The sequence below is a fragment of the Streptomyces sp. NBC_00094 genome, from assembly GCF_026343125.1.
Classification (GTDB): Bacteria; Actinomycetota; Actinomycetes; order Streptomycetales; family Streptomycetaceae; genus Streptomyces.
This window is the reverse complement of record NZ_JAPEMB010000001.1, coordinates 2030553-2051776: the sequence shown is the minus strand read 5'-3', so window position 1 is coordinate 2051776 and position 21224 is coordinate 2030553. Positions and strand designations below refer to the sequence as shown.

General features: G+C 73.8%; 22 protein-coding genes. 14 read left to right on the top strand and 8 right to left on the bottom strand.

The genetic code is table 11. The features are described 5' to 3' along the window. Positions 1–52: 52 nt before the first annotated feature. On the top strand, positions 53–640 hold the full coding sequence (locus tag OG580_RS08865) for a helix-turn-helix domain-containing protein (RefSeq protein ID WP_267043088.1): 588 nt from the start codon (positions 53–55) through the stop codon (positions 638–640). Beyond that, positions 637–1875, top strand: a complete 1239-nt coding sequence (locus OG580_RS08860; RefSeq protein WP_267043087.1) for an MFS transporter — start codon at positions 637–639, stop codon at positions 1873–1875. The genes OG580_RS08865 and OG580_RS08860 overlap by 4 nt, the downstream gene beginning before the upstream one ends. Before the next feature lie 6 nt (positions 1876–1881). Here the strand turns inward: OG580_RS08860 and OG580_RS08855 are convergent, their stop codons facing one another. Then, positions 1882–2517, bottom strand: a complete 636-nt coding sequence (locus OG580_RS08855; protein ID WP_267043086.1) for a TIGR03085 family metal-binding protein — start codon at positions 2515–2517, stop codon at positions 1882–1884. An 85-nt stretch (positions 2518–2602) separates the two neighbouring features. On the opposite strand from OG580_RS08855, the gene hisI reads away from it, so the two are divergent. The 11 genes from hisI to lgt all read left to right on the top strand — a co-directional run bounded on the left by hisI (position 2603) and on the right by lgt (position 11796). Continuing rightward, positions 2603–2953, top strand: coding sequence for a phosphoribosyl-AMP cyclohydrolase (hisI, locus tag OG580_RS08850; RefSeq protein ID WP_267043085.1), 351 nt, complete (start codon positions 2603–2605; stop codon positions 2951–2953). An 11-nt stretch (positions 2954–2964) separates the two neighbouring features. After that, positions 2965–4455 carry an anthranilate synthase component I gene (locus OG580_RS08845; protein ID WP_267043084.1) on the top strand — a complete coding sequence of 497 codons (1491 nt, stop codon included), beginning with the start codon at positions 2965–2967 and terminating at the stop codon, positions 4453–4455. 14 nt (positions 4456–4469) lie between these two features. Next, the gene (locus OG580_RS08840) at positions 4470–5120 is read left to right on the top strand and encodes a TIGR02234 family membrane protein (protein ID WP_267043083.1); all 651 of its coding nucleotides are present in this window, start codon (positions 4470–4472) and stop codon (positions 5118–5120) included. Positions 5121–5269: 149 nt separating this feature from the next. Further along, positions 5270–5524 carry an HGxxPAAW family protein gene (locus OG580_RS08835; protein WP_267043082.1) on the top strand — a complete coding sequence of 85 codons (255 nt, stop codon included), beginning with the start codon at positions 5270–5272 and terminating at the stop codon, positions 5522–5524. Between the two features lie 230 nt (positions 5525–5754). Beyond that, complete coding sequence (locus OG580_RS08830; protein ID WP_267047942.1) at positions 5755–6183, top strand: DUF2752 domain-containing protein; 429 nt, start codon at positions 5755–5757, stop codon at positions 6181–6183. 153 nt (positions 6184–6336) lie between these two features. Continuing rightward, positions 6337–7146 carry an indole-3-glycerol phosphate synthase TrpC gene (trpC, locus tag OG580_RS08825; protein WP_267043081.1) on the top strand — a complete coding sequence of 270 codons (810 nt, stop codon included), beginning with the start codon at positions 6337–6339 and terminating at the stop codon, positions 7144–7146. 82 nt (positions 7147–7228) lie between these two features. Further along, positions 7229–7438 carry a tryptophan biosynthesis modulator TrpM gene (gene trpM / locus OG580_RS08820; protein WP_267047941.1) on the top strand — a complete coding sequence of 70 codons (210 nt, stop codon included), beginning with the start codon at positions 7229–7231 and terminating at the stop codon, positions 7436–7438. A 355-nt stretch (positions 7439–7793) separates the two neighbouring features. Further along, complete coding sequence (gene trpB, locus OG580_RS08815) at positions 7794–9032, top strand: tryptophan synthase subunit beta (RefSeq protein WP_267043080.1); 1239 nt, start codon at positions 7794–7796, stop codon at positions 9030–9032. Beyond that, positions 9029–9850 carry a tryptophan synthase subunit alpha gene (gene trpA, locus OG580_RS08810; protein ID WP_267043079.1) on the top strand — a complete coding sequence of 274 codons (822 nt, stop codon included), beginning with the start codon at positions 9029–9031 and terminating at the stop codon, positions 9848–9850. The genes trpB and trpA overlap by 4 nt, the downstream gene beginning before the upstream one ends. A 64-nt stretch (positions 9851–9914) precedes the next feature. Next, complete coding sequence (locus tag OG580_RS08805; protein ID WP_267043078.1) at positions 9915–10745, top strand: thioredoxin domain-containing protein; 831 nt, start codon at positions 9915–9917, stop codon at positions 10743–10745. Between the two features lie 64 nt (positions 10746–10809). Beyond that, positions 10810–11796: a prolipoprotein diacylglyceryl transferase gene (lgt, locus tag OG580_RS08800; RefSeq protein ID WP_267043077.1), complete on the top strand. Its 987-nt coding sequence runs from the start codon at positions 10810–10812 to the stop codon at positions 11794–11796. Positions 11797–11859: 63 nt separating this feature from the next. On the opposite strand, the gene OG580_RS08795 is transcribed toward lgt, so the two are convergent. From OG580_RS08795 to OG580_RS08765, 7 genes are all read right to left on the bottom strand, one after another. Then, a complete protein-coding gene (locus OG580_RS08795) occupies positions 11860–12678 on the bottom strand; it encodes a CoA ester lyase (protein WP_267043076.1) in 819 nt (272 codons plus the stop codon). After that, positions 12675–13901: a CaiB/BaiF CoA-transferase family protein gene (locus OG580_RS08790; protein WP_267043075.1), complete on the bottom strand. Its 1227-nt coding sequence runs from the start codon at positions 13899–13901 to the stop codon at positions 12675–12677. The genes OG580_RS08795 and OG580_RS08790 overlap by 4 nt, the downstream gene beginning before the upstream one ends. Next, on the bottom strand, positions 13898–14818 hold the full coding sequence (rbsK, locus tag OG580_RS08785; protein ID WP_267043074.1) for a ribokinase: 921 nt from the start codon (positions 14816–14818) through the stop codon (positions 13898–13900). The genes OG580_RS08790 and rbsK overlap by 4 nt, the downstream gene beginning before the upstream one ends. Continuing rightward, on the bottom strand, positions 14815–16242 hold the full coding sequence (locus OG580_RS08780; RefSeq protein ID WP_267043073.1) for an ADP-ribosylglycohydrolase family protein: 1428 nt from the start codon (positions 16240–16242) through the stop codon (positions 14815–14817). Before OG580_RS08780 ends, rbsK begins: the two co-directional genes overlap by 4 nt. Beyond that, positions 16239–17420, bottom strand: a complete 1182-nt coding sequence (locus OG580_RS08775; RefSeq protein WP_267043072.1) for an ADP-ribosylglycohydrolase family protein — start codon at positions 17418–17420, stop codon at positions 16239–16241. The genes OG580_RS08780 and OG580_RS08775 overlap by 4 nt, the downstream gene beginning before the upstream one ends. Further along, positions 17371–18819, bottom strand: coding sequence for an ADP-ribosylglycohydrolase family protein (locus OG580_RS08770; protein ID WP_267047940.1), 1449 nt, complete (start codon positions 18817–18819; stop codon positions 17371–17373). The genes OG580_RS08775 and OG580_RS08770 overlap by 50 nt, the downstream gene beginning before the upstream one ends. 173 nt (positions 18820–18992) lie before the next feature. Beyond that, positions 18993–19988: an ADP-ribosylglycohydrolase family protein gene (locus OG580_RS08765; RefSeq protein ID WP_267043071.1), complete on the bottom strand. Its 996-nt coding sequence runs from the start codon at positions 19986–19988 to the stop codon at positions 18993–18995. Between the two features lie 254 nt (positions 19989–20242). Here OG580_RS08765 and OG580_RS08760 point away from each other — a divergent pair, with 254 nt between their 5' ends. Then, positions 20243–20971 carry a VIT1/CCC1 transporter family protein gene (locus OG580_RS08760; protein ID WP_267043070.1) on the top strand — a complete coding sequence of 243 codons (729 nt, stop codon included), beginning with the start codon at positions 20243–20245 and terminating at the stop codon, positions 20969–20971. Positions 20972–21224: the final 253 nt, after the last annotated feature.

Here is a 21224-nt window from a genome sequence, read left to right as displayed (position 1 = left end):
ATTTGTGCAATTTCTGTTGTGCAAGTTTTCTTTCGTATCTAGTGTCGGTGTCATGACCTCGCAGGAGAACCGTCGGATCACCGACCTCGGCACGCTCAAGGCCGTCTCGCACCCGCTGCGCATGCGCCTCTACCGCGCCCTGTTCGTGGCCCGCACCGCCACCGCGTCCCAGCTCGCCGACCAGGTCGACGAGGCCGTCTCGCTCGTCAGCTACCACCTGCGCAAGCTCGCCGACCACGGCCTCATCGAGGAGGCCGAGAGCCAGTCGACGGACGGCCGCGAGCGCTGGTGGAAGCCCGCCTCGTACGGCATCAGCGTCCAGGAGGAGGACCTCAAGGGCGCCCCCGAGCTGCTCGCCGCGAGCGCCGCCTTCGGCCGCACCGTCAACGAGCAGCGCACCGAACTCCACCGGCGCTTCCTCGACGAGCGCCTGACCTGGTCCGACGCCTGGCGCTCCGCCTCCATCAGCTCCGAGTGGCTGCCCCGCCTCACCGCCGCCGAGCTCACCGACCTCGGCGCGGAGCTCGAAGCCGTCCTGGAGAAGTACGACCGGAAGGCCCGCGCCGCCGAAGAGGCCGGCGACACCGAGGGCCGGGAGAACGTCGCCGTCCACCTCCACGCGTTCCCCTACCACTCATGACGGCCACCGTGCTCGTCCCCGTCGAGCGCCCCGCCTACCGCGACCCCGACGTCCTGCGCTGGCTCGGCGCGTACACCGCGTCCGCCACCGGCGACATGGTCTACCACCTGGCCCTCTCCTGGGCCGCCGTACAGAGCGGCACCCCCGCGCAGGCCGGGACCGTCCTCGCCCTCAGCGCCGTGATGCGCGCCCTGCTCATGCTCGGCGGGGGAGTGGTCGCCGACCGCTTCGGCCCCTGGCGGGTCGTCATATCCTCCGACGCCGTCCGCTGCGTCGTCGTCCTCGGTGTCGCCGCGACGCTGGCGCTCGCCACCCCCGGCCTCTGGGTCCTGGCCGCCGTCGCGCTCGTCTTCGGCGCCGTGGACGCCGTGTTCATGCCCGCCGTCGGCGCCCTGCCGCCACGGATCGCCGCCGCGGGGCAGCTCGGCAGGGTCCAGGGGATGCGGGGCCTCGCCTACCGCGTCTCGGTCCTGGTCGGCGCCCCGCTCGGCGGGCTCGCCGTCGCCCTCGGCGGATCGGCCGCCGCGTTCGGCGCCGCCGGACTGCTCTTCGCGTTCTCGCTGCCGCTGCTCCTGACGCTCCGCCTCTCGCCGCTGCCGACCGACGAGGCGGCACGGGAGAAGACCACGGCCTTCCGCGACCTCACCGACGGGCTCCGCTACATCCGCCGCCACCGCGTCCTCGGCCCGCTGATGATCGTCGTCGCCCTGAGCGACCTCGGCTTCGTCGGTCCGCTCAACGTCGGCCTCGCGCTCCTCTCCGACCTGCGCGGCTGGGGCGCCGCCGGCATCGGCTGGATCCTCGCCGGCTTCGGTACGGGAGCGGGGGCCGCGTCCCTGCTCCTGACCGTACGGGGCCGCGTCCCGCGCGCCGGGTTCGTCCTCTCCTGGACCATCGCCCTCGGCGCGGCCTCGATCGCCGCCCTCGCGTACGTGCCGGCGCTGCCGGTGGCCGTCGTCGTGTCCGTCTCGGTCGGCCTGCTCGCCGGACTCAGCGGCGCCCTGTGCGGAGCGCTCACCCAGACCGCGTGTGACCCCGCCTACCTGGGCAGGGTCACCTCGGTGTCCACCTTCTTCAGCCTCGGCGTCGCCCCGCTGAGCTTCCCGCTCACGGGCGCGGCCGTCGGGCTGTGGGGCCCCGCACCGGTCTTCACCGCCAGCGCCGCCGTCTGCGCCCTCGGAGGTCTGTACGGCCTCTCGGTGAAGCCCCTCCGCCGTGCCGAGCTGCCGAAGTAGCCCGGGTCAGATCCCCAGCTGCTTCGTCTCCCGCAGCCGCTCGATCGCCTCGGGCTCGCCGTCCAGAGCCACCTTCGCGGCCGCCTGGCGCCCGTACAGGTACATCACGAGCTCGCCCGGTTCCCCGGAGGCCGTCACGACCGGGGTGCCGCGGTGGGCCACCGCCGTCTGGCCGTTCGGGCGGCGCAGCACCAGACCCACCGGGGCCTTCCGGCCGAGGAGGCGGGCCATGCGCTCCAGGCGGGACCAGAGGGCGTCCGCGAAGACCGGGTCGAGTTCGCGCGCCGACCAGTCGGGCTGGGCGCGCCGCACGTCCTCCGCGTGGACGTAGAACTCGACGACGTTCGCGCCCTCGTCCACCTGCTTGATGGTGAACGGGGAGAACTTCGGCGGCCCCGTACGGATGAGCTGGATCAGCTCCTCGTACGGCTTGTCGGCGAACTCCGCCTGCACCCGGTCCTGCCGCTCCTTCAACGCCGGTACGAGGGAACCCGCCGCCGCGTCCGGGCGCCGCTCGCGGACCACCACATGGGCGGCGAGGTCCCGGGTCCGCCACCCCTCGCAGAGCGTCGGGGCGTCCGGGCCCGCCGCCTCCAACAGATCGGCCAGCAGAAGCCGTTCACGTTTCGCATGCGTCGACATGCCCGCCAGCGTACGACCGGGGCCACCGGTCCGCCCAGTGGACGCACTGCCGGACGCCGTCCCCGCGCGCGGCACAATAGGCGCCATGAGCAGCAATCTCGACCCGGCCATCGCCGCCCGCCTCAAGCGCAGCCCCGACGGGCTCGTGCCCGCCATCGCCCAGCAGTACGACACCGGCGAGGTGCTGATGCTCGGCTGGATGGACGACGAGGCCCTCCACCGCACCCTCACCACCGGCCGCTGCACCTACTGGTCCCGCAGCCGCCGCGAGTACTGGGTCAAGGGCGACACCTCCGGGCACGTCCAGCACGTCAAGTCCGTCGCCCTCGACTGCGACGCCGACACCGTCCTCGTCAAGGTCGACCAGGTCGGAGCCGCCTGCCACACCGGCGACCGCACCTGCTTCGACGCCGACGTGCTCCCGCTCTCCCAGTAAGGTCTGGCGCCATGGATCTCGAGACGTTCCGCAAGCTGGCGGCCGACCGCCGCGTCATCCCCGTCAGCCGCAGGCTCCTCGCGGACGGCGACACCCCGGTCGGGCTCTACCGCAAGCTCGCCGCCGAACGGCCCGGCACCTACCTCCTCGAATCCGCGGAGAACGGCCGCAGCTGGTCCCGCTACTCCTTCATCGGCGTCCGCAGCGACGCCACCCTGACGGTCCGGGACGGCGAGGCGCACTGGCTCGGCACCCCGCCCGTCGGCGTCCCCACGGACGGCGACCCGCTCCAGGCCCTGCGCGCCACGGTCGAGACCCTCCACACCCCGCGGAGCCCCGAGCCCGGGATGCCCCCGTTCACCGGCGGCATGGTCGGTTACCTCGGTTACGACATCGTCCGCCGCCTGGAGAAGATCGGGGACTCCACCCGCGACGACCTGCAGCTCCCCGAGCTGACCATGCTCCTCACCAGCGACCTCGCGGTCCTCGACCACTGGGACGGCACGGTCCTGCTGATCGCCAACGCGATCAACCACAACGACCTGGAGACCGGCGTCGACGAGGCGTACGCGCACGCCGTCGCCCGCCTCGACGCCATGGAGGCCGACCTGGCCCGCCCGGTCGCCACCGTTCCCGCCGCCCTCCCCGCCTCCGAGCTCCCCGAGTTCTCCGCCCTCTGGGGCGGCCGGGCCTACCAGGACGCCGTCGAGGACGTGAAGGAGCGCATCCGGGCCGGCGAGGCCTTCCAGGTGGTGCCCTCCCAGCGCTTCGAGACCCCCTGCACGACCTCCGCGCTCGACGTCTACCGGGTCCTGCGGGCCACCAACCCGTCCCCGTACATGTACCTCTTCCGCTTCGAGAACGGCTTCGACGTCGTCGGCTCCAGCCCCGAGGCCCTCGTCAAGGTCGAGGACGGGCACGCGCTGCTCCACCCCATCGCCGGCACCCGGCACCGCGGCGCCACCCCGCAGGAGGACCACGACCTCGCCGAGGAGCTGCTCGCCGACCCCAAGGAGCGCGCCGAGCACCTCATGCTCGTCGACCTCGGCCGCAACGACCTCGGCCGGGTCTGCGCGCCCGGCTCGGTCGAGGTCGTCGACTTCATGTCCGTCGAGCGCTACTCGCACGTCATGCACATCGTCTCCACCGTGACCGGCAGGGTCGCCGAGGGCCGGACCGCCTTCGACGTCCTCACCGCCTGCTTCCCGGCCGGCACCCTCTCCGGCGCTCCCAAGCCCCGCGCGATGCAGATCATCGAGGAGCTCGAACCCTCCCGGCGCGGCCTGTACGGCGGATGTGTCGGTTATCTCGATTTCGCCGGAGACGCCGACACGGCCATCGCCATCCGCACCGCCCTCCTCCGCGACGGCACCGCGTACGTGCAGGCCGGAGCGGGTGTCGTCGCCGACTCCGACCCGGTCGCCGAGGACAACGAGTGCCGCAACAAGGCCGCGGCCGTCCTCCGAGCCGTCCACACCGCCAACCGGATGAACAGGTCCTGAGTCCGTAGGGGATAGTGGGGTACGTGAGTGCCGTACCCGTACCCCAGCCCCGGGCCGCCCGCGTGGCCGTCCCCACCGGCGGCCGCCGCAGCCTGGCCGCGGCCCTCCTCCTCGGCGCCCTCGGCGCCACCGTCGTCCTGCTCTCGGCCGGCCAGATCTGGGCGGAGGGCACCGCGTCCGTCGGCGGCGGCACCGTCCCCGTCGTGGCCGACGGCGGCGCCGTCACCGGTGTGCCGACCGCCCTCGCGATCGTCGGTCTCGCCGCGCTCTTCGCGGTCTTCGCGGTCCGTCGCACCGGCCGCACCCTGGTCGCCGCGCTCCTCGCGCTGAGCGGCGCGGGCGCCGCGCTCGCCGCGTTCCTCGGCGCCTCCGACAGCTCCGCCCTGAACGCGGAGGCCGCCCGGATCAGTGGCGACACCGCCGCCGCCGTGGCCGGTCTGACCCACACCGCCTGGCCCTACGTCACCGCCGCCGGCGCCGTCCTCATCCTGCTGGCCGGCCTCTTCGCCCTGCGCTTCGGCAAGAACTGGCCGGCGATGGGCGGCCGCTACGAGCGGTCCGGAACCCCGCGCGCCGCGCGAAAGGCCCCGGTGACCGACCCGGACCGCCCCGAGGACCTCTGGAAGGCCCTGGACCGCGGCGAGGACCCCACGCGCGGCGAGTGACCCGGGGGACCGACCGGAGGGCCCACCGCGACGCGTGATCGTCCGGGCACCCCCGATTCATCCTCGCGCGCCCGCGTGCGGGACAATGGGCACCGAGTGTCCGCGCACGCGAGACCTCACCATCGAGCAACAGCAACGAGGAGCAACTCATGGCGGGCAGCGCCCACGGACACACCCCGGCCGCCTGGACCGGTGTCATCATCTCCTTCATCGGCTTCTGCATCGCCGGGGTCTTCATGGTGGCCGCCAACCAGGCCGGATTCTGGGCCGGCATGGGTGTCATCGTCCTCGGCGGCATCGTCGGCGGCGCGATGAAGGCGGCCGGCCTCGGCATGCCGAAGGAGTCGGCGGCCGTCATCGCCGCCCGCGAGACCGCGACCGCGACCGCGCAGGCCCGTTCCTGACGCGACACGACGCACTCGAGAGCGCAGTCCGGCCGTGCCGGGCTGCGCTCTCGCGCGTCACGGGCGAGAATCACCGGGTGGACCCGCAGCCGACGGCCGAAGCCGAGACCGACGATTCCCTCGCCCGACCGGGTGAACCCGCGCACGCGGACACGCCCGTGCCGGCGGGAGCCGTCGCCCCGGCCGTACCCGTCGCCCCTGCCGCATCCGCCGGACCTGCCGCACCTGACATGTCCGCCGGCGTACGCCCCGTACCGCCGCGACCGCTCGCCCGGCGGCTGCTCGCGCCGGCCGTGACCCTCGCCGGGGTCGCCGCCGCCTTCGCCTACGTCGGGGCGGTCGACCCCAACGAACCCGGGCACTACCCCGTCTGCCCCCTGCTCCGCTTCACCGGCCTCTACTGTCCCGGGTGCGGCGGACTCCGCAGCGCCCACGCCTTCGCCCACGGCGACCTCCCGGCCGCTCTGGGCGCCAACGCCTTCGCCGTCCTCGGCTACGGACTCTTCGCCGTCTTCATGGTCCTGTGGCTGATTCGTGCCATCCGCGGGGAGCCCATGCGCCTCGCGGTCTCCTCGGCCTGGTGGTGGGGGATCGGCATCGCCCTCGCCCTTTTCACCCTGGTCCGGAACCTTCCCTTCGGCTCCGTGCTGGCCCCCTGAGGGCCGCACGCTTCCTGGCAAACCCGAACGCCAGTCCCAGCAGGTGGGACGCCACTCCGGCCGATGTGAGTCCGGAGCCGTCCTGCGGATAGGATCGATGTGGCTGAACCTGGTTCCTCATCACCATCACCGTCCCGGAAGGGGGCCCCTCGCGTGAGTGTGCTCGACGAGATCATCGAAGGCGTACGCGCCGACCTCGCAGAGCGGCAGGCGCGGGTCACCCTCGACGAGCTCAAGGAGCGCGCCGCCAAGGCGCCGCAGGCCAAGGACGGCGTCGCCGCACTGCGCGGCGACGGCGTCAAGGTGATCTGCGAGGTCAAGCGCTCCAGCCCGTCCAAGGGCGCGCTCGCCGCGATCGCCGACCCCGCCGGACTCGCCGCCGACTACGAGGCGGGCGGCGCGGCCGTCATCTCGGTCCTGACCGAGGAGCGCCGTTTCGGCGGCTCCCTCGCCGACCTGGAGGCCGTGCGCGCCCGGGTCGACATCCCCGTCCTGCGCAAGGACTTCATCGTCACCGCGTACCAGCTCTGGGAGGCCCGGGCGTACGGAGCGGATCTCGCGCTCCTCATCGTCTCCGCCCTGGAGCAGGAGGCGCTGGTCTCCCTCATCGAGCGTGCCGAGTCCATCGGGCTGACCCCGCTGGTCGAGGTCCACGACGAGGAGGAGGTCGAGCGCGCCGTCGACGCGGGTGCCCGGATCATCGGCGTCAACGCCCGTGACCTCAAGACCCTCAAGGTCGACCGCACCACGTTCGAGCGCGTCGCCCCCGAGATCCCCGCGCACATCGTCAAGATCGCCGAGTCCGGCGTCCGCGGCCCGCACGACCTGATCGCCTACGCCAACGCCGGCGCCGACGCGGTCCTGGTCGGCGAGTCCCTCGTCACCGGCCGCGACCCCAAGGCCGCCGTCGCCGACCTGGTCGCCGCCGGCGCCCACCCGGCCCTCCGCCACGGCCGGGGCTGATCCCTCGATGACCGTGCGCCGCGCCACGCCGACCGCCCAGGGGCTCGCCCCGGGCGGCCCGGTCGTGTCCGCGGACGTCGCGGTGGGGCGCCGCGGTCGGCTCCGTACCGCCGCAGCGCCCGTCTCCAAGCACGCCCCACTGGCCAGGGGCTGCCGACCGCGTGGCTGCCGCGCGCCCGCCCGCCGTGTCCACGGCCGCCGGGTCCGCTACGTGATCGGCTCGGAGCCCGGCCAGGTCAACGGCATGCGATGGCGCCCGCGCCCGGCGCGCACCTTCACGTACGACGCTTAGCCGGCCCCGAGCCGCGCCCGCGCCCCCTGCCCACCCCCGTGTGGGCAATCGTCCCGCAGGGCGGGACGGGTGGGCACACGGGACGGCGCCTTCTTGGGCGCCTCCGCCCCTTGTGCCTGCACCCGCACCAGCAGTGCGGCGTTTCAAGGGGCGGGGGTTCAGGCGCGGCAAGCCTGGGCCCGGCGAAGGGCGCCGTCCGTTGTGCCCACCCGTTCCGCCCCTGCGGAACGTATGCCCACAACGGGCGGGGCGCCGGGCGGCGGCCCGGCGTTGCCGTACGTGAGTGCGTCGCGCGCATACCGTGACCATCTACCGCACGCGATCCGGGGCATTCCGCCCCGCGAGGAGCATCCGCATGTCCAGCGAGTTCTTCATTCCGGACCCGGAGGGTCAGGTTCCCACCGCCGAGGGGTACTTCGGCGCCTATGGCGGCAAGTTCATCCCGGAGGCCCTCGTCGCCGCCGTGGACGAGGTCGCCGTCGAGTACGACAAGGCCAAGTCCGACCCCGAGTTCGCCCGCGAGCTCAACGACCTGATGGTCAACTACACCGGCCGCCCGAGCGCCCTCACCGAGGTGCCCCGGTTCGCCGAGCACGCCGGCGGTGCCCGGATCTTCCTCAAGCGCGAGGATCTCAACCACACCGGCTCGCACAAGATCAACAACGTGCTCGGCCAGGCCCTCCTGACCAAGCGCATGGGCAAGACGCGGGTCATCGCCGAGACCGGCGCCGGCCAGCACGGCGTGGCCACCGCCACCGCCTGCGCCCTCTTCGGTCTCGACTGCACCATCTACATGGGCGAGATCGACACCCAGCGCCAGGCCCTCAACGTGGCCCGGATGCGGATGCTCGGCGCCGAGGTCGTCGCCGTGAAGTCCGGCAGCCGCACCCTCAAGGACGCCATCAACGAGGCCTTCCGCGACTGGGTCGCCAACGTGGACAGGACGCACTACCTGTTCGGTACCGTTGCCGGCCCGCACCCCTTCCCCGCCATGGTCCGCGACTTCCACCGGGTCATCGGCGTCGAGGCCCGCCGCCAGATCCTGGAGCGCGCGGGCCGCCTGCCCGACGCGGCGATCGCCTGCGTCGGCGGCGGCTCCAACGCCATCGGCCTCTTCCACGCCTTCGTCCCGGACGCGGACGTGCGCCTGATCGGCTGCGAGCCGGCCGGCCACGGCGTCGAGACCGGCGAGCACGCGGCCACCCTGACCGCCGGCGAGCCCGGCATCCTGCACGGTTCGCGCTCGTACGTCCTCCAGGACGAGGAGGGCCAGATCACCGAGCCGTACTCGATCTCGGCAGGCCTCGACTACCCGGGCATCGGCCCCGAGCACGCGTACCTCAAGGACAGCGGGCGCGGCGAGTACCGCGCCGTCACCGACGACGCCGCCATGCAGGCCCTGCGTCTGCTCTCCCGTACGGAGGGCATCATCCCGGCCATCGAGTCGGCGCACGCCCTCGCCGGCGCCATCGAGGTCGGCAAGGAGCTCGGCAAGGACGCCCTGCTCCTCGTCAACCTCTCGGGGCGCGGCGACAAGGACATGGACACGGCCGCCCGCTACTTCGGCCTGTACGACGGGGAGGGCTCCAAGTGACGAACGGAAACATCCAGCTGCTCGGCGACACCCTCGCCAAGGCCAAGGCCGAGGACAGGGCCGCGCTCATCGCCTACCTGCCGGCCGGCTTCCCGACCGTCGACGGCGGCATCGCGGCCATCAAGGCCGCCTTCGACGGCGGCGCGGACGTGGTCGAGGTCGGTCTCCCGCACAGCGACCCGGTCCTCGACGGCCCGGTCATCCAGACCGCCGACGACATCGCCCTGAGGGGCGGCGTCAAGATCGCCGACGTCATGCGGACGGTCAAGGAGGCCCACGAGGCCACCGGCAAGCCGGTCCTCGTGATGACGTACTGGAACCCGATCGACCGGTACGGCGTCGAGCGCTTCACCGAGGAGCTCGCCGCGGCCGGCGGCGCGGGCTGCATCCTGCCCGACCTGCCGGTCCAGGAGTCCGCGCTCTGGCGCGAGCACGCCGACAAGCACGGTCTCGCCACCGTCTTCGTCGTCGCGCCCAGCAGCAAGGACGCACGCCTCGCCACCATCACGGCGGCCGGCTCCGGCTTCGTCTACGCGGCCTCGCTCATGGGCGTCACGGGCACCCGCGCGTCCGTCGGCGAGCAGGCCGCCGACCTCGTCCGCCGCACCCGCGCCACCTCCGAACTCCCGGTGTGCGTCGGCCTCGGCGTCTCCAACGCCACCCAGGCCAAGGAGGTCGCCGGCTTCGCCGACGGCGTCATCGTCGGCTCCGCCTTCGTCCAGCGGATCCTCGACGCCGACGGCGACGAGGCCGCGGGGCTCGCCGCCGTAAGGGAACTGGCGGCCGAACTCGCGGCGGGCGTGCGCCGCGTCTCGTAGCCCATTCGGGTGGATATGGAACCGGGGAGGCACGCACGTGCCTCCCCGGTTCGTTGCTGTGGGCGTGAGCGAGAAGAACCGTGGTGACGGTAACCGGAGCGCGCGGGAGCGCCTCCAGCAGCAGCGCGAGCGCGACAAGGCCCGCGAGAAGCAGCGGCGCGTCCTGATCGTGTCGGCGGCGGTGGTCGGCGTCCTCGGCCTGGCCGCGGTCGTCGGGGTGATCGCGGCGAACAGCGGAGACGACGGCGGATCGGACAAGGCGGGCCCGGTGGTCGCGCCGACGGGATCCATCGAGGGCGACAAGCCCGCCATCCCCACGGGCACGTCGGACGCCCCGTCGACGCTGGCGATCTGGGAGGACTTCCGCTGCCCGGCGTGCGCCCAGTTCGAGAACGTCATGCGGGACGCCATCCACGAGCTGGAGGCGTCCGGCGCGCTCAAGACCGAGTACCACCTCGCCACCCTCATCGACGGGAACATGGGCGGCAGCGGCTCGCTGCGCGCGGCGAACGCGGCCGCGTGCGCCCAGGACGCGGGGAAGTTCACCGCGTACCACGACACGCTCTACATCAACCAGCCGCCGGAGACGGACGACGCCTTCGGGAACAACGCCAAGCTCCTCGAACTGGCGGCGAAGGTGCCGGGCCTCGACACGCCCGCCTTCCGCAGCTGCGTCGAGGACGGCACGCACGACAGCTGGGTGGGGAAGTCGAACGAGGCCTTCCAGAGCGGCGGCTTCCGCGGCACGCCGTCCGTCCTCCTCAACGGCGAATCGATCTTCCCGACGAAGGGGGACGAGCAGATCTCCCCGGAGAACCTGAAGAAGTGGGTCGCCGAGGCCAACAAGGGCAAGAAGGCCGGGACGGCCTCTCCCTCGGCTCCCTCGGCGGGTTAGTTACCCATACGTTGCCGGGTGGGCTGCCGTCACGCCCGCCCGGCAAGGTAGCGTCGGTCCTGCCATGGACCTTGCCTATATTCCCAGCCCGTCGACCGGCGTGATCAACCTCGGACCGATCCCGCTGCGCGGCTATGCCTTCTGCATCATCATCGGTGTCTTCGTCGCCGTCTGGTACGGCAACAAGCGCTGGATCGCCCGGGGCGGCACTGCCGGCACCGTGGCCGACATCGCCGTCTGGGCGGTGCCCTTCGGCCTCGTCGGCGGACGCCTCTACCACGTGATCACCGACTACCAGCTGTACTTCAGCGAGGGTGAGAACTGGGTCGACGCCTTCAAGATCTGGGAGGGCGGCCTCGGTATCTGGGGCGCCATCGCGCTCGGCGCGGTGGGTGCCTGGATCGGCTGTCGTCGACGGGGCATCCCGCTCCCGGCGTACGCGGACGCCATCGCGCCCGGTATCGCCCTCGCCCAGGCCATCGGCCGCTGGGGCAACTGGTTCAACCAGGAGCTCTACGGCCGGGAGACCGATCTGCCCTGGGCCCTGAAGATCACCGAGAGCGCGAACCGAGAGGCCGGGTACTACCACCCGACCTTCCTGTACGAGTCGCTCTGGTGCGTCGGCGTCGCCGTCCTGGTCGTCTGGGCCGACCGCCGCTTCAAGCTCGGCCACGGGCGCGCCTTCGCGCTCTACGTCGCCGCGTACTGCGCGGGCCGCGCCTGGATCGAGTACATGCGTGTCGACGAGGCGCACCACATCCTCGGCCTGCGGCTGAACGTGTGGACGGCGATCATCGTCTTCGTGCTCGCGGTGACCTACATCGTGATCTCGGCGCGGATCCGGCCGGGCCGCGAGGAGATCGTCGAGCCCCAGGCCGAGAAGGCCGACAAGGCCGAGGTGGCCGAGAAGGCCGACGAGGCTGACGACGTCGTCGTCGACGGTGAGCCCGAGGACGCCGCCGCGGACGCGGATGCGGACGCCGACACGGATACGGATACGGACGTGGATCACGGTGCCGACAACGGCGCCGGGTCGGCCGCCAAGGGCTGATCCTCCGTCGTCGAAGGGCCGCCGGGACCGCGAGGTTCCGGCGGCCCTTTCGCGTGCCGGGGGTCAGGCCGTCCGCGCGGCCAGGGCGAGGACCCGGTGGGCGCCCTCCACCACGGCCGCGTCGACGAAGCGGCCGTCGGGGAGGGCCAGGGCGCCCCGGTCGCCGGTCCCGGCGGCCGCGACGACCTCCCGCGCCGCGTCGACCTCCTCCGGGGTGGGGAGGTAGGACCGCTCGATGACCGGGAGCTGGCGGGGGTGGATGGCGGCCCGGCCGAGGAAGCCCATCGCCCGGCCCCGGGCGCAGCCGGCGGCCAGCGCGTCGAGGTCGCCGATGTCGGGGTGGACCGACTGGGCGGGGGGCGGCAGGGCGGCCGCGCGGGCGGCGACCACCACGCGGCTGCGCGGCCAGTCGAGGCCGCTGTCGTCCCGTACGCCCAGGTCGGCGCGGAGGTCGGCCTCGCCGAGCGCGATGCCGCGCACGGCGGGGTGGGCGGTGGCGATGGCGAACGCGTGCTCCACGGCGAGGGCGTTCTCCAGGAGCGGGTAGAGGGCGAGACCGGGGGCGAGTGCGACGATCCGGTGGATGTCAGTGGCGTGTGTCACCTTGGGTACACGGAGACCGCAGAGGCCGGGGAGGGGGGCCAGGGTGGGGATGTCGTGCGGGGTGTGGACGCGGACGTGCACCGGGACGGGGTGGGCGTCGGCGAGCAGATCGACGGTGGCGGCGAGGGCGTACGCCTTGCGGTGCGGGGCGACGGCGTCCTCCAGGTCGACGATGACGACGTCGGCGCCGGAGGACAGGGCCTTGGACACGACCTCGGGGCGGTCGCCGGGGGCGTACAGCCAGGTGAGGGGTGTGCGCAGGCGCTGCATATCGTTCATACCGCTCCCTGGGCGCGGAGGGCGTCGATCTCGGCGGGGCTGAGGCCGAGCTCGGTGAGGACGTCGGTGGTGTCGGCGCCGTGCGGGCGGCCGGGCCAGCGGATCGCCCCGGGGGTCTCGGAGAGCCGGAAGAGCACGTTCTGCATCTTGATCGGGCCGAGTTCCGGGTCCTGGACCTCGGTGACGGTGCCGAGCGCCTGGAACTGCGGATCGTCGAGGACGTCCCGGACGTCGTAGACCGGGGCGATGGCGGCCTCGGCCTTCTCGAAGGCGGCCATGGCCTCGTCGCGGGTGTGGCGGGCGATCCAGCCGCCGACCGCCTCGTCCAGGACCTCCGTGTGCTCGGCCCGGCCCGTGCCGTCGGCGAACCACGGCTCGTCGACGAGCTCGGGGCGGCCGACGAGACGCAGGACGCGCTCGGCGATCGACTGGGCGGAGGTGGAGACGGCGACCCAGGAGCCGTCGGCGGTCCGGTAGGTGTTGCGCGGGGCGTTGTTGCGGGAGCGGTTGCCGGTGCGGGGCTGGACGTAACCGAGCTGGTCGTACCAGAGGGAGTGGGGTCCGATGACGGAGAGCATCGGTTCGATGATCGCCATGTCGACGACCTGGCCGCGGCCGGTCGTGGTCCTCGCGGTGAGCGCGGTCATCACCGCGTACGCGGTGGCGAGGGCGGCGATCGAGTCGGCAAGGCCGAAGGGGGGCAGGGTGGGCGGGCCGTCGGGTTCGCCGGTGATGGCGGCGAAGCCGCTCATCGCCTCGGCGAGGGTGCCGAAGCCGGGGCGGTGGGCGTACGGGCCGAACTGGCCGAAGCCGGTGACCCGGGCGAGGACCAGGCGCGGGTTGACGGTGGAGAGCTCCTCCCAGCCCAGGCCCCAGCGTTCCAGGGTGCCGGGGCGGAAGTTCTCCACGATCACGTCGGCTTCGGCGGCGAGCCCGAGGAGGGTGTCACGGCCGCCCGGTGCGGAGAGATCGAGGGTGATCGCCCGCTTGTTCCGGCCGAGGACCTTCCACCACAGGCCGATGCCGTCCTTGGCGGGGCCGTGGCCACGGGACGGGTCGGGCTTGCGGGGGTGCTCGACCTTGACGACGTCGGCACCGAAGTCGCCGAGCATCGTGGCGGCGAGCGGGCCGGCGAAGAGGGTCGCGAGGTCCAGGACGCGCAGTCCGTGGAGGGGAGGCGCGGGGGGAGCGGCGGGGGCGGTGGCGTGCGGGGTGGTCGTCATGCGGGGTCGGCCTCCAGGTCGTCGAGGGAGCCGAAGGCCGCCTCGATCTCGGTCCGGTACGGCATCGAGGTCGTCGCGCCCTCGCGCTGGACGGAGAGCGCGGCGGCGGTCTGCGCCCAGGCGAGCGCCTCGGGGACGGGGCGGCCCTCGCCGAGGGCCACCGCGAGGGCGCCGACGAACGTGTCGCCGGCGGCGGTGGTGTCCACGGCCGTGACGCGGGGGGCGGGCACGGTCACCGGTTCGGCGCCCCGGGACACGTACAGGCAGCCGGCCGCGCCCAGGGTGATGACGACCTCGGGGACGTCCCGGAGCAGGGCCTCGGCGGCGGCGCGCGGGTCGGTGAGTCCGGTGAGCGTGGCGGCCTCGTGCTCGTTGGGGACGAGCAGGTCGGTGGAGGCGAGGAGTTCGGGAGGGAGCGGCCGGGCGGGGGCGGGGGTGAGGACGGTGCGGACGCCGAGGCGGCGGGCGGTCGCGGCGCCCTCGGTGACGACGGAGAGGGGGAGTTCGAGCTGGAGGAGGAGGATGTCGGCGGTGCCGATGAGGGCCTCGTCGCCGTGGCTGAGGGAGACGACGGTGGCGTTGGCGCCGGGGACGACGACGATCGCGTTGCCGCCCTCGTCGTCGACGACGATGTGGGCGGTTCCGGAGGGGCCTTCGGCGGTGCGCAGGAGATCGGTGTCGACGGCGCAGTGCTCCAGGTTGGCCCGGAGGCGTGCGCCGAAGTCGTCCGCGCCGACCGCGCCGATCATCGCCACCTCGGCGCCGGAGCGGGCGGCGGCGACGGCCTGGTTCGCGCCCTTCCCGCCGGGGATCGTCCGGAACGCGCGGCCGGTGACCGTCTCCCCGCGGGCCGGAGCCCTCGATACGTAGGCGACGAGGTCCATGTTCGTGCTGCCGAGTACGACGATGCCGGTCATGGGCGTACTGCCTCCAGGAGTGTCAGGTCGGCCAGGGTGTCGAAGCCGATGCCGTCGAAGGACGGGATCGAGGTCGCGAGACGGTTCTTGAGGGGGGTGGTCCAGCAGTCGGGCAGCCGGTCGGGGTGGCCGGTGAGCAGCCCGGCGACCGAACCGGCGGTGGCGCCGTTGGAGTCGGTGTCCCAGCCGCCCGAGACCGCCGCGCAGACGGAGCGCGAGAAGTCGCCGTCGCCGTGGGTGAGGGCGGCGGCGAGCAGGGCGGCGTTGGGGACGGCATGGACCCAGTGGTACCCGCCGAGCGCGGCGTGCAGCCGGTCGACGACGGCGTCGAAGTCGCGGTCCTCGCGGGCGGCGGCGATACCCAGGCGTACGGCCCGGGCGAGACGGGAGCGGGGCGGGACCACCCCGAGTCCGGCGGCGAGCGACCGGTGGACGTCGGCGGTGCCGGTCGCGGCGGTGGCGAGGGTGGCGGCGACGAACATGGCGCCGTAGATCCCGTTGGCGGTGTGGGTGAGGGCCGCGTCGCGGTGGGCCTGGGCGGCGGCGGTGACCGGGGCGCCGGGGTGGGTCCAGCCGTGGACGTCCGCCCGGATCTGGGCGCCGATCCACTCGCGGAAGGGGTTGCGGTGGACGGCGGTGAGCGGGGGTTCGACGCCGTCGAGGAGGTTGCGGTAGGCGACGCGCTCGGCCGTGAAGGTGCGGCCGGCGGGGAGTTCGTCGAGCCAGAGGCGGGCGACGTCGGCGGTGGTGAAGTCGCGGCCGTACCGCTGGAGCAGCAGGAGGTTGAGGAGGGGGTAGTTGAGGTCGTCGTCCTCGGGCATCCCGTCGATGTTCTCGGCGAGGGAGGTGGAGGCGGAGCGGCGGTTCCAGGGGTGGGCGGCGAGCAGTTCCGGGGGGACGCCGCGGGCGGTGAACCAGGTGGAGAGGGGCCAGTTGCCGGTGGCGCGGGCGAGGGCCCGGATGGCGGGGAGGGGGAGCTTCTCGACGGGCTTGCCGAGCAGACACCCGACGGCCCGCCCGAGCCAGGCGGCGTGCAGACGGTCGCGCAGGGCGTGGGTTTCCCCCGCCCCGCCCCTTCCCGAAACTCTGACGAGACCGGGGGCTCCGCCCCCGAGCCCCCGGGGGCCCGGCGCTTCGCGCGGGGGGTGGGGTGTCGTCAGGGCCTGGATCTCGGGGAGGGGAGTCGGTTCGTCCCCCGCCAGGGGTGCGGGGAGGGACGCCAAGGCGTCCAGGAGTTCCTCCGCCAGGGGGCGGAGGTCCGGGCGGGGCGCGGTAGAGGCGCCGGCCGTCTTCGGGGCCGGCGGGCCGCCCGCCGCGTACCAGCGGATGGCGATCGCGTGGGTGTCGCGGCCGTCCTCCGCCGCCTGGCGGAGCTCGTGGCCCACCAGGTCCTCAGGCTGCACCCAGGTCAGCCGGAGGTTCACCGGTCGGCGCTCGTCAGCGTCGCGAAAGCCGCCTCGTGCGCCCGGCGCAGCTCCACGTCCCGGGCGAAGACCTCGCGGGTCACCCGGGCCAGCGCGGTCGCCGGGGCGTGCAGGTCGAGCCGGCTTGCCTCCGCGACCCGTTTCGCCCAGTCGGCGGGAACGGCGGACTCGCCGTGCAGGGCGCCCACGATCGCGCCCGCCATCGTGGCGATCGAGTCGCAGTCGCGCCCGTAGTTGACGGCGCCGAGAACCGTACGGCGGAAGTCGCCCTCGCCGACGAGCAGCATGCCCAGGGCGACCGGCAGCTCCTCGATCGCGTGGAGCCGGGAGGGGCGGCGGGCACCGAGCGAGGGGGAGCGGTAGTCGGGGCCGACCGAGTCGAAGGGGGCCACGGCCTTGCGGAGGGGGGCGAGCGCGGACTCGAAGTCCGTGTGGCGGACGGCCACTTCGGCGACCGCCTCGATCGCCGACCGGGTGCCGTCCTTCGCGAGGGAGAGGGCCGTCCCGACGACCGAGGAGGGAGTGGCGCCCGGCGCGCAGGCCGCCGCGACCGCCGCCGCGAACACGCCCGCCGCCTCCCGGCCGTACGAGGACTGGTGCGCGCCCGCGACGTCGAGGGCCTCGGCGTAGGCGGCCGCCGGGTGGGCGGCGTTGACGAGCCCGACCGGGGCCATGTACATCGCGGCGCCGCAGTTGACGATGTTGCCGCTGCCGGCCTCGCGCGGGTCCACGTGGCCGTAGTGGAGCCGGGCCACGATCCACTTCTCGGCGAGGAAGATCCGCTGGAGGGGGAGGGCCTCGGCCTCCAGCTCCGGGATCCAGACGGGGGAGCTCATGAGTTCGGGGACGAGGACGTCCGCGACCGCGTACGCGTCGAGGTGGCCGCGGACCTTCTCGTACACCCGGATCAGGGCGTGGGTCATCAAGGTGTCGTCGGTGACGTGCCCGTCGCCCTTGTGGTACGGCGCGATGGGGCGGGCGGTGCGCCAGTCGCCGCGGTTCCAGGGGCCGACGATCCCGGTGACGCGGCCGCCGTGCCGTTCCAGGATCTGCTCGGGGGTGTAGCCCTCGACGGGGCCGCCGAGCGCGTCGCCGACGGCGGCCCCGAGGAGGCTTCCGGTGATCCGGTCATCCAGGGTGGGCACCACCAGAGGGGGCGCATCCAGTGTGGGTGTCATGTCGGAATTGTCCACCTGAGGCGCCCGGTTCCGTGGCTCCCAGGAGCCCGGCGAGTTCGACCAGGTCCGTCCCCGCGAGCCGGGGCAGCGCGCACCCCGCGAGCGTCCGGCAGGCCTCCCGCCAGGTCGCCGGCACCGAACGGCCGCCACCCAGCGCGCCGGTGAGCGCGCCCGCGAGCGCGGGGGCGGAGTCCGCGACCCGGGAGAGGCAGACGGCGGCCGGTACCGCGGCCGTCATCTCGCCCCGGGCGGCGGTGGCGAGGGCGAGGGCGACGGGGACGGTCTCGGCCGCGGCGATCCCGTAGCTGTAGACGTGGTCCACGATCTGGTGCTCCAGGAGCGGGACCAGCTCGAAGGCCGAACCGGCGGTCCGGGCCAGCTTCACCGCGTGCCGGGCGTTGCGGCCGATCTCGGTGACGGGTGGGAGTTCGGCGAGCGCCGCCTCGACGGCCTCGTCGACCGTCGCCCCGCCGAGGGCCGCGGCGACGGCCGCGGCCATCGCGCGGGCGCCGTGGACGCCGTCCCCGTCCTGGGTGTACCGGGCGTCGAACTCGGCGAGTTCGGCGGCGGCGCGGGGGGCGCCCGGGTGGACGAGGGCGAGGACGGCGGCCCGTACGCAGGCGGCGTCGTCGAAGTAGTGCGGGTTGTCGTGGCCCGTGGCGGGCGGGCGCAGACCGGTGGCGAGATTGCCGAGTCCGGCGCGTACGGAGATCCGGGCGCGGAGGGGGAGGACGGCGGACTCGACCTCGGGGGCGCGGTCGGCGGCGGCGGCGACCTGTCCGGCGAGGGCGTTCCAGGCGAGGTCGACGGCGGCGCGGAGGCGGCGCTCCGGGGGAAGGCCGGCGAAGACGGGACCCGAGGCGGTGAGGATCGCCTCGGCGGTGAAGGCCGCCCACTCGGCGTCGTCGGAGGGGCCGAGGCGGAGGGGTTCGGGGGGCTGGTTGAGGGCGATGGGGACGGGGAGGGTGGTCGTCGCGTTCTGCTCCGCGAAGGTGTCGAGTTCGCGGGTGAGGCGGCGGGTCCACTCCGGCATGCGGGCGGCGCGGTGGCGGGCGGCGGGCCAGCCGGCGGCGTCGCCTGCGGCGAGCCCCAGGAGGAGGCCCTCGGTCTTGTCGCGACCGGCCCTGTGCGGGGCGTCGGGCTGCGGGACCTCGTGGGCGCCGCCGCCCCATGAACCGGTGCCGCGTACCGGGGCGGGGTCCAGTGTGTCGGCGCCCGGCAGCGGGGCGGGGTCCTGCGGGTCACCGAGCAGGGGGCTGGTCCCCGGCATCGGGGGCTGTGCCCACCCTCCCCCAGAGGGGGGACCCCCACGCCCTGCGGGACGATTGCCCACAGCGGTGGTGGCGGTGGCGCCCGCAGCGGTGGCGGCGGTGGCCGCGCCGGGGGCGGCGGCCCCCATGGCGGTGGTCCCGGTCTCGGCGGCGGTGGCCCCGGCGGCCCCCGTGGCGGTGGTGGCGGTGGCGCCCGTAGCACCCGCAGCGGTGGCGGCGGTGGCCGCGCCTGGGGCGGCGGCCCCCGTGGCGGTGGTTCCGGTCTCGGCGGCGGTGGTCGGGGCCGTCGTGATGTCCGCGCTCATGACAGGTTCTCCTCCGGGGTCAGAAGGTCCGCGACGTCCAGGACGTGGTAGCCGCGCATCGAGGGCAGGCAGCTGCCGGTGACGGGGGCGATGGCGGTCGACCACTCCTCCGGGATCGCCGAGACGCCCGACATCGCTCCGGCCAGGGCGCCGGCGACCGCTGCCGTCGTGTCGGCGTCGCGGCCCATGTTGACCGCGGTCAGCACCGCCGTACGGAAGTCCCCGCGGGCCGCCGCGAAGGCGCCGAAGGCGAGGCCCACCGCCTCCGGGGCCAGGTCGGTCCAGGGGTAGCCGCCGATGACGACCGCCGAGCGGACCTGCCGCTCGCGGGTGAGCGGGTCAGGCTGGACACGCTGCGCGGCGACGACCGCGCGGCGCAGGGAGCGGGCCGTCCAGGAGTCCATCGGGACGACGGAGAGGGCCGCCGCGATGACCGAGGTCACGCCCGCGCCCGCCATCGCCGCCGCGACGCCCGCCGCGACGGCCTGGCCCCCGTAGATGCCCTCGCCCTCGTGGCTGACGCTGCCGTCGATCGCGACGAGTCGCGCCGCCTCCGCCGGGCGTCCGGCGGCGAAGACGCCGAAGGGCGCGGCCCGCATCGCGAGCCCGTCGCTCCAGGCGTGCCGGTGCTGGGCGGAGATGGGCGCGGCGAGGCCCCGGCGGAGGTTCTCCAGAGTGCCGCGCTCCGAGAAGCCCGCGCCGCGGAAGGGCCCTTCGTCGAGGTCGGCGATCCAGTGGTGCCAGGCCCGTTCGACGTGGTGGACGGTGAGCGCCGAGCCGTGCCGGGCGAGGAGCAGGGCCGAGAAGATCGCGTACTCGGTGTCGTCGGTGCCCGCCGGACGGTCTGTCACGAAGCCCTCGATACGGCCCCATCGGCGGCGGATCTCCGAGGGGCGCATGTTCTCCGCGGGCGCTCCGAGGGCGTCGCCGACGGCGAGACCGAGGAGCGCCCCTCTCGCCCGTTCACGCGTGTCGCATGCCGTGGTCGTCATTCTCGCGGCCCCTTCCTCGGCGGTGGCGCGCGAATCGGCGCCCCGATGCCTGGATCTGTGCCACCGCAGGCCGGGAACTCGCCGAAGAAACGTCTCTGTCACCCGGCTGACACCTCGCCAGAATCTCGGTCCCCCGGTGAGGCGGCCCTTAGTAAGTACGGCCTGCCTTGCTAGCGCGCCCCTTACATCGCGCGTATTTTCGAGGTGTTGGGGGCGGCGGGTGCGACCCGGCCCGCCGGAACGAGGGGAGAGCCATGTCCATCATCGAAGCTCAGGCGCCACTGCACGAGGCCCACCGCGACAACCACACGCACCGTGACGTGAACGGCGGTTGGCTGCGTCCCGCGGTGTTCGGCGCGATGGACGGACTCGTCTCCAACCTCGCCCTGATGACCGGTGTCGCCGGTGGGGCGGCCTCCTCGCAGGCCGTGGTCATCACCGGCCTCGCGGGCCTCGCCGCGGGCGCCTTCTCCATGGCGGCGGGCGAGTACACCTCCGTGGCCTCGCAGCGCGAGCTCGTCCAGGCCGAACTGGACATCGAACGACGCCAGTTGCGCAAGCACCCCATCGACGAGATGGAGGAGCTGGCCGCGCTGTACGTGTCCCGGGGCGTCGAGCCCGCGCTCGCCCGCGAGGTCGCGATGCAGCTCTCCCGGGACCCCGAGCAGGCCCTGGAGATCCACGCCCGCGAGGAGCTCGGCATCGACCCGGACGACCTGCCGTCGCCGATGGTCGCCGCCGTGTCGTCCTTCGGCTCGTTCGCGCTCGGCGCGCTGCTCCCCGTACTGCCGTACCTGCTCGGGGCGACCGCGCTGTGGCCCGCCGTGCTGCTCGCGCTCCTCGGGCTCTTCGCCTGCGGCGCGCTGGTGGCCCGGGTGACCGCCCGCGGCTGGCTCTTCAGCGGGCTGCGCCAGCTCGTCCTGGGCGGGGCCGCGGCCGCCGTCACGTACGGGCTCGGCATGCTCTTCGGAGCGGCGTTGTAGCTCCGGATATCGGAACGGATTCCGTAGCCGCGCAGACGACCGGGAGGCCCTCGCAAGGGGCCTTTCCGGCATTTTCGGGCACCATTTCGGGATGTAAGGCCCGTAAGGGCTGTGACGTATATCCCTGGCTCGATCCGCCGCGGCGATGAGACACTATGCACGACGCCACATATGTAGCCGGTTACTCGGCGGTTTCGAACCCGTGACCAACGGGAATGAGGCATGAGCGTCGTTGGGCAATGAGGCCCACTCA